The organism is Microcystis sp. M079S1, from assembly GCF_020246425.1.
In the GTDB taxonomy this organism is placed as follows: domain Bacteria; phylum Cyanobacteriota; class Cyanobacteriia; order Cyanobacteriales; family Microcystaceae; genus Microcystis; species Microcystis aeruginosa.
In genome coordinates this window covers 1-6952 of record NZ_JADBSZ010000024.1, presented here as the reverse complement: position 1 = coordinate 6952, position 6952 = coordinate 1, and the positions used below count along the sequence as shown (strand labels likewise).

Annotated in this window: 5 protein-coding genes and 2 pseudogenes; 1 reads left to right on the top strand and 6 read right to left on the bottom strand. The window is 46.7% G+C overall.

Annotated features, from left to right (window positions below):
• Nucleotides 1-100 precede the first annotated feature (100 nt).
• Both IM456_RS01465 and IM456_RS01460 read right to left on the bottom strand, forming a co-directional pair.
• Nucleotides 101-301 (bottom strand): annotated as a pseudogene (locus tag IM456_RS01465) (RRXRR domain-containing protein); the annotation flags it as partial.
• 39 nt (nt 302-340) lie between these two features.
• Entirely contained in the window at nt 341-1090 is a 750-nt protein-coding gene (locus tag IM456_RS01460; protein ID WP_149987638.1) for an SIMPL domain-containing protein, read from the bottom strand.
• A 167-nt stretch (nt 1091-1257) separates the two neighbouring features.
• Here IM456_RS01460 and IM456_RS01455 point away from each other — a divergent pair.
• Nucleotides 1258-1426 (top strand): annotated as a pseudogene (locus IM456_RS01455) (IS982 family transposase); the annotation flags it as partial.
• 265 nt (nt 1427-1691) lie between these two features.
• Here IM456_RS01455 and eno read toward each other — a convergent pair.
• From eno to IM456_RS01435, 4 genes are all read right to left on the bottom strand, one after another.
• Nucleotides 1692-2990, bottom strand: a complete 1299-nt coding sequence (gene eno / locus IM456_RS01450; protein WP_149987625.1) for a phosphopyruvate hydratase — start codon at nt 2988-2990, stop codon at nt 1692-1694.
• Between the two features lie 46 nt (nt 2991-3036).
• Nucleotides 3037-3798, bottom strand: coding sequence for a DUF3887 domain-containing protein (locus tag IM456_RS01445; RefSeq protein ID WP_149987626.1), 762 nt, complete (start codon nt 3796-3798; stop codon nt 3037-3039).
• Nucleotides 3799-3913: 115 nt separating this feature from the next.
• A complete protein-coding gene (gene glgX / locus IM456_RS01440) occupies nt 3914-5992 on the bottom strand; it encodes a glycogen debranching protein GlgX (RefSeq protein WP_287692299.1) in 2079 nt (692 codons plus the stop codon).
• A gap of 278 nt (nt 5993-6270) precedes the next feature.
• The coding region (locus IM456_RS01435; RefSeq protein ID WP_287692296.1) for a DUF4351 domain-containing protein at nt 6271-6952 on the bottom strand (682 nt) is incomplete at its 5' end.

Sequence of the window (6952 nt, the reverse complement as noted above, 5' to 3'; positions counted from 1 at the left end):
TTGGTATAAGGGACTTGCGCTTTGATAATATGCCATCTGGCTGGTCTGATTCTTCTACAGAGCGATTTTCTGGCTGGGATATTATTCCCACGCAAGTCCCTAGCTGTTTTTCGGTATCTCCACTAACATAACCAATTCCTTTGGGAGAAGAAACTAAATCTCCTTTACGGAACCCATGTCTTGTGGTAGAGCCACCATATTTACGTCGTTTACCACCTTTAGAAAAACCCATCAGGTGAAGTTGACGACGACTAATAGGAGGACGTTTGATGACAGCAAAGGGAGCGTTCGTTACTTTAATTGACAAAAATCAGATGCACCCGTAGGTAAAGACTGTAATTCACTCGATCCCGAAAGTTACCGAAACGACCGCGGTGATATCTTTGTCGATCGAGGAGGTGTCGTAAATTCCCGAATCGCTCACGTCAGTGGAATTGCGCGAGGTGATCTGAAAAACTCCCGTTTTCGCATCGCGCACCCTTCCCACCCGACTGCCGGTACTACTGGCGATTGCCTCGGCTCTCGCTCTCGCATCCTTGGTCGCCGCAGCCACCATTTCCACCCGCAGTTGATCGAGTTGGGTGTAAAGGTATTGGGGGGGTTCGGAGACGAGGCTAATTCCCTCCTCGATCAATTCCGTTACCTGCCTAGAAAGTTCCGTGTAACGGGCCACATCGCCCGATCGGATCTCGAAGCGTTGGGTGAGGCGATAGGCAAGAATTTGTCCGGTTTCCTGGCCGTTAGCTGTTACTTCGGGAATCGCCATCGTCTCGATCGCGTTAGTGGTGATTGCGTCCTCGGGAACTTGTTTTTCTTTGAGATAAGCTCGTATCCGCTCGGTTTGCCGGCTCAGATCCCGGTACGCATCCTGGGCGCTGGGTTGTTGACTGGAAACCGATAAACGCCAGAGAAGATAATCGGATGTAATCGCCCTTTTGGCCGAACCAGTGACGACAAAAACATCGCTCGCCCGTTTCACCGCCAAGAACGAGCGTGCCGCTATCCACGAACTCAAGACGAGAGCGATCGATAGCACCGATAAACCCGCGAATACCTGTGGGAAACGTTGGAATATAGAACTGTCTTTCATCATCCCCCATCCTAGAAATCCGACGTTTCTATCCTATGCTAGTAGCGAGTGCCTTGAAATTATTATTTACAAAAATCAATGGAGGTCGAAATCTGACGGGGAACTTTCCCTTTCCCAAAAACTCTCTATCGCTGGCTGCGATAACGCTCTATGAGTTCGGCTTGAGCATTGAGACGATTATTGGCCAATTCCAAGAATATTCCCCAAATTGAACCATCTCACCATCGGAATACCGTTAATTTTTGCGTTAACGTTTTGTCCGCTTTGATTGCTTACTGTCACCAAGGGAAGAAGCCTTCTCGACCGATGGATTGGCTTTTACCTCAATCGGCTTAACCCGAACTGAGCTTAAATAAATACTTCGCCGAAAAAGGTTCCAGCGAAGTACCACAATAGTCAGTGACCAGTTATCAGTTATCAGTACCTTTACTATAACACCTTTGATCCAAAAATCATACCTTCGTGCAGAAAAAAGGCCAAAAATAAACACTTCGCCGAAAAGGGTTTCAGCGAAGTACCACAATAGTCAGTGACCAGTTATCAGTTATCAGTACCTTTACTATAACACCCTTTTTCGATCACTGCAAACTTTTTTCAAATTTTAGGCCAAGAATTTTGGACCCAAACCGACTTTCGGCGCGTACACCGCCCGATCGCCCAATTCTGCTTCGATGCGTAATAAGCGATTATACTTAGCCACCCGTTCACTGCGACTGAGAGAACCAGTTTTAATCTGTCCGGCATTAGTAGCCACCGCCAGATCCGCGATCGTGGTGTCTTCCGTTTCCCCAGAACGATGACTGATGACAGAACGATAACCGTGACGGGTGGCCAAGGCGATCGTTTGTAGGGTTTCCGTCAAAGAACCGATCTGATTGAGTTTAATCAGGATCGAGTTAGCAATCCCCAGATCGATCGCTTTTTGCAGACGGATGGGATTAGTCACCATCAAATCATCGCCCACCAACTGAATCCGCGCCCCCAGTTTATCCGTCAATAATTTCCAGTTATCCCAATCTTCCTCGTGTAAACCGTCTTCAATGGAAATAATCGGATAGCGATCAACTAAACTAGCCAAAAAATCCACCATTTCGGCGGGAGAATGGGCAGAACCATCGTAGAGGTATTGACCATCCCGATAGAATTCACTGGCGGCCACATCCATAGCCAAAGCCACCTCCGACCCCGGTTTATAACCGGCACGTTCGATCGATTCAATCAAAATATCCAAAGCTTCCTGATTTGAAGCCAAATTCGGAGCATAACCGCCCTCATCGCCCACACCGGTCAGTAATTTGCGTTCGTGCAAGGCCTTCCCCAAAGCGGCGAATACTTCCGCCCCCCAACGCAAACCTTCCTTAAAAGAATCGGCCCCGATGGGGAAGATCATAAACTCCTGAAAATCGACGTTATTATCAGCGTGAGAACCACCATTAATCACGTTCATCATTGGGACGGGTAGCACATTGGCCATCGGACCTGCGAGATAACGATAGAGAGGTAATCCCAGATCCGCCGCCGCCGCTTTGGCCGTGGCGAGAGAGACGGCCAGGATAGCATTAGCCCCTAATTCTCGTTTATTGGCCGTGCCATCGCGATCGATCATAGCTAAATCGATACTAGCTTGGTCGAAAGCATTCATCCCCTGCAAAACCGGGACAATTTTTTCGTGGACATTGCGAACCGCTTTCAGGACCCCCTTACCACCGTAACGCTGGGGATCATCATCGCGTAATTCGTGGGCCTCAAAACTACCCGTAGAAGCGCCACTGGGAACCTGGGCCAAACCGAGCGCCCCCGATTCTAATAGCACTTCCGCTTCGATCGTGGGACGGCCGCGGGAATCTAGAATCTCCCTAGCTGCGATCGCTTCGATGGGAACTTCGATTTTATCTAACATAACTTATCGTCTCCAACTCAATTTACGGGGTAATTTCGGCTGATTACTAATTGCCTAAAGGGAAATCCACGTTGACAATCTGCTTTTGATCATCAAAAACGAGGATTAAAGTATCCGTCAGTTTTTCAAATTGAATTGTCACCAACACCAGATCCACACCGTCCGTATCCGAGCCTTTTCTGACCTGAGTTCCCACGATCCGACGCACGGGGCCGGTACGCTTAAGTAAATTCTCCCAAGCACCTTGCACTCTGGTGGGGAAAACCTCAGCTTTCAGGAAAGGGTGTAAAAAACCTCGGGCCAGGCCGTAGTCTTTATTGACCAAGGACGTGACAAAAGCATCGCCAATCTCAGAAATACTGCGAAATTCGGGAAAATCGGCGGCAACTATCTGACCGGACCGGTTAAAGGTAATTACCACATCTTCAGTGAGTTTCTCAAATTCAACGGTGACAATCACCAAATTGGCATTGATAGCATCGAGTAGCTTGCTTTTGACAATGCGCTTAAACGGTCCAGTATTGTCAGTGACTTGGCTTTCCCAGACCTTTTGCAGTTTTTCGGCAGTCCAGAGGGGTTTTAGTTGGGGTGACAAAGCTGCAATCACCTTGTCGTATTGTTTAGTTCCCAACCATTGTACTAACTGCCGAGCTTGCTTTTCTTCTCGGACGGGATCACCAATAGCGATCGCATTCGGTTCTAGGTTCGCCTGTACTGGTGAAATGCTGAACGCGGTCCAAGGCAGGGAAAAACCAATTAAACACCAAGAGAGAATCGATACCCGTTTCGCTAATGAAAGCCGCATCATTTCAGCTATTGCTCCGCAAATAAATAACGTTTTTCCACTTGACGATTGAATTGATGCCATTGTTCATTAGTTAAAGCATTCAACATCGGTCGATCGGGCAATATCTCTCCCCTTGTTATACTGGTTTAACGATTAAAACTACCGCCGAACGCGCTTGCACCCGATAGGTTTCCGATTCAACAGCGGCCTCGGCATCTAAATCACAGGCTGCCTCGGACAATTGCCCAGCAGTATCGATGACGCGATGCCATTTTTCCTCCGGGAATAGGGGGGGTAACTGGAAGTTGAGAGATTCCCAGTAAGCGTTCAGCATAATGTGTAAATACTCATTTGCCTTGGGATGACGCAGGGAAAAAGCTAAACTGTGGGAATCTTCCGACCAATCGGGTTTACTCAACTGTACGCCATGCCAACTGAGATGGGGTTCAAGACTGGTATAGGTGACTTCTAGCAATTTTTCCTGACGGAAAAGAGCTAATTTTTTATTAAAATCGATCAGTCTCCTTACGAAACACCAAAGATCGAACTCTTGCTCTACCGCACTCCAATCGAACCAACTTAACTGGTTATCCTGACAATAGGCGTTATTGTTGCCCTTTTGGGTGCGTCGCACTTCGTCCCCCATCAACAGCATAGGTGTTCCTTGGGAAATAAACAGGATCGTTAAGAGATTTTTTATTTGTTGCAGTCGCAGGGTTTTAATCCTCTCGTTATTGGTTTCCCCTTCTATCCCACAATTCCAGCTAAAATTATGGTTGCAACCGTCCCGATTCTTCTCGCCGTTAGCCTCGTTGTGTTTCCGGTCGTAGGACACTAGATCGTTAAGGGTAAAGCCGTCGTGACAGGTAACAAAATTTATACTTCTATTGACATCGGTATCGGGTCTGTGGTATATGTCGGGGCTTCCTAAAATCCGCGCCGCTAATTTGCTGACTATGCCGGTATCTCCCCGGACAAAAGCGCGCACATCATCGCGAAAAGGACCATTCCACTCGGAAAACCAATCGGCAAATTCGACAAATTGACCGACACTATACAATCCTGCCGCATCCCAAGCTTCGGCGATTAATTTTGTGCCGGCTAGGACCGGATCCGATTCGATCGCCCAGATCATGTTATAACCTTTTTGCAGAATCGGTTCCCCGTCCACATTGCGCGATAATACGGCCGCCAGGTCAAAGCGAAAACCATCGACGTGCATTTCCGACACCCAATAGCGCAAACAATCGAGAATCATTTTGCCAACAATCGGATGACTGCCCTTGAGGGTGTTACCACAGCCAGTATAGTTGCTATAGAGGCTTTTATCGACCGCATCGAGGATGTAGTAGGTGCGATTATCGATACCTTTCAAGGAAAGAGTCGGCCCGATTTCGTCCCCCTCGGCGGTATGATTGAAAACCACATCGAGAATCACTTCGATCCCCGCTTTGTGTAAAGCTTTCACCAGATCGCGAAATTCATTCAAAGGACCCAGGGGTGAGCGATCGCTACTGTAACCGGCATGGGGCGCAAAAAAGCCGATCGTGCTATAACCCCAATAGTTAGTTAACCCCGGCATAGCGGCAGCGGGATCAAAGTAATGAATCGGTAACAATTCCACGGCAGTAATGCCTAGGTTTTTCAAATAGGGTATTTTTTCGATTAATCCCGCAAAAGTACCTCTTTTTTCCTCGCTAACCCCGGAATTCGGGTTGCGAGTAAAGCCCCCGACGTGCATTTCGTAGATAAAACTGGCAGAGTAGGGAGTGCGTAGCGGTTTGTCATCTTCCCAATCGTAGCGGCCCGTATCCACTACCAGACCCCGCAAAGCTCGATGACAATTATCGCCTTTTTCGCTGGCAGATTGCCGATCATAAATTTCCGCACCGACAATCGCTTTCGCATAGGGATCGAGAACTACTTTATCAGGATCGAAGCGATGACCCTGGGCCGGATTATCCGGACCATAGACTCGATAAGCATACACTTGACCGACTCCAATCCCGTGAACGAAAATATGCCAATAGAAAAAGGTGCGGTTGGTTTGCGGGGTGAGGAGAATAGTCCGGCTAGGTACGGGAGAATTAGTATCATCAAATAATAATAATTCTATGGCAGTGGCATACTTAGAAAATAGTGAGAAGTTGACACCATCGGCCAAGACAGTCGCACCGACAGGATGGCTTTTACCGTGATCGGTTTTTAAGGTCATTGTCAAGAGATAAGAAGTGATTAGGAGTAGTATAAGATTATTCGGCGTTGCTGAATCAAGGGATGAATGCCAACTGTGTGTCCTATCCAAAAGTTAGTTGGGGTCTAGGTTTTAAAAATCTCACAAAATAAGATTCAGAACTCACATCAGTAAAGCCAGATTTTCATGGAGATGGCGTGATTAATTTCTAAGACCTTGCCCTATTCAATAAAGCTCTCAATTTTCCGAGCAATCAAGAAAACAATTAGAGGAGTTGTAAATGGCCTTTCCCGAAGATTTTAGGCTTGATTAAGCCAATTGATTAAGTCAGCTTGACTGTCAAAGTCTAGCAATGCTTCTCCTAAGTCTTCTAATTTTTCTACTGAGAGTTTTTGGATAGTTTCGGTGATATGCGGGGGCAATTCACCAAAACGTCGTTTAAGTAAGCGTAGCACTAACTTGGCTTCTCCTTGTTGAAGTCCGATAGCTTCTTCTTGTTGAATAGCTTTTTCTCTATCTTGTTCGTATAAAGGGGCTAAACGCATAATAAATTTCCTCTCCTCTTGGGTTCTTTTTGGTAAGGCTTGCAAGTTTCTACTCAAATTGTATAATAATTTTAAGGAAGCTGATTTAAAGGGATGATGAGGAGACAAGGCCTCTAATTCATCAATCGCTCTGCTTCTGGTTCCTCCTCTGCCTAATAATCTTAACCAAAGGGTTTCAGGGGTTTCAGGTAATTGATGCAGGACAATAATGGCTGTGGTTAATGCTGGGGCTAAAAAGTAAATTCCTTCTCCCCAATCTGGATGATTGAGAGCGGAAAAAGCAGTTATAATCCTCTGACTGGCAGTAGGAGTTAGTATCCATAGTCTAGGAATATTTTCTGCTAATAAGGGTTGTTGATGACGGTGAGCTTCTCTTTGTAATTGTTCCCGCACAGTCAACAGTTTAGATAAACAAGCGAGAATTCCCTCAATCGTG